Genomic DNA, 1,338 nt, shown 5'->3' on the forward strand with positions numbered 1-1,338 from the left:
AATCAAATTAAATTTAAGTACAAGATACCCAAAAAGGTTATTAGGAATTGGCTAGAAAATCAGCAATTGTCACTTCTCATAGATGGATTTGATCGAGTATCTCCAGAATTATCTAAAAATTGCTGATTTTCTAGCCAATTCCTAATAACCTTTTTGGGTATCTTGTACTTAAATTTAATTTGATTAACTAACCAATCTGAAATATCCTGATTTTTATCTTGCCATGTCGAAAGGTCTAATAATACTGGAATAGATGTTTTGGGTTCTTTTTCCGCCCGAATTACTAGCTTTCTAGCTAATTCTAGTAAAGTTGTAGTTTTTCCACCCCCAGGATTTCCTAATATAAGTAATTTTCCTTTCATTCGGTCAAAAACTTGGATAATACTTATTTTTGCTGGTAGTTGAAAACTAGGGCGCTTTCCTACTTTTACTTCTATATCCCAAGAACGTTTTAATTGTTGGGGTGGTCGCTGACGAACAAGATTAACTATCACTGCATGGTGTAGAGACTGCGATCGCAGTTGCAGAACTTCTCTTTTAACTGTATTTAATAGTTTATCGCGATTTCTTTGCACCTTCGTATATTTCTATTGTTAAATGAGTTAGTTAGCTGTTATCTTAAAATAACTATATAGCAGGGAATAGGGAATAGGGAACAGGGAACAGTGGAAAAAGCTTTTTCTCTGTCTCAGGTTCATCATCAACATAAGTCAAACACCAACTCGTTCCTTTCTATGTTTATAGTTATTTTATCGTTAAAATATTAACAGCATATATCTGTCTTAATAGCTGATAGTGATACCTGTGATAAAAATGCAAATTAGCCAAGAAAGTTAACATAAAATCTAGTTGATAAAGGGGTAAAAATTATGTCATTCAACATGGGACAATTAATCGTTACAGGAATAACTGGCCTTGCTAGTGCTACCTCTGTTGCTTATTTCACAATTCAGTCTGATTTGTCACAATTTACTACTAATTCTTTACAGACACAAAAATTGGATAGCAACCTAGTTTCAGTGGTTCCTAAACATCAACTAAAATCTTCACATTCAACTCCTAATTCCTCAGATTTAGTTAGTCAAAATTCAACTCCAGTTGTGATTACACCACCAACATCGGGGTGTAAAATTCGTATGGCCATAGTAGACGACCCTGAACCACCTCTAAATGTTCGTAGCAGTCCAGAAGTTAGAGAAGGCAATAAAGTTGCTCAACTTAACAATAATACCTTTGTTTCTGTCGCAGATGAAAAATCTGGCTGGCTACGAATTACTAATCCAGTTATAGGTTGGGTTGCCAAGAACCGAACTCGTAGCACTTGTGCCAGGGTAGATA

At 35.0% G+C, this 1,338-nt stretch carries 2 protein-coding genes; one reads left to right on the forward strand and one right to left on the reverse strand.

The window, feature by feature from the left end; all coding sequences use genetic code 11:
* Positions 1-59: 59 nt before the first annotated feature.
* Complete coding sequence (locus F6K13_RS33500; RefSeq protein WP_287289977.1) at positions 60-575, reverse strand: NACHT domain-containing NTPase; 516 nt, start codon at positions 573-575, stop codon at positions 60-62.
* A gap of 294 nt (positions 576-869) precedes the next feature.
* Here F6K13_RS33500 and F6K13_RS33505 point away from each other — a divergent pair.
* A partial coding sequence (locus tag F6K13_RS33505) for an SH3 domain-containing protein (RefSeq protein WP_287289979.1) occupies positions 870-1,338 on the forward strand: 469 nt, incomplete at its 3' end.

The organism is Okeania sp. SIO2B9, from assembly GCF_010672505.1.
Taxonomy (GTDB): domain Bacteria; phylum Cyanobacteriota; class Cyanobacteriia; order Cyanobacteriales; family Microcoleaceae; genus Okeania; species Okeania hirsuta.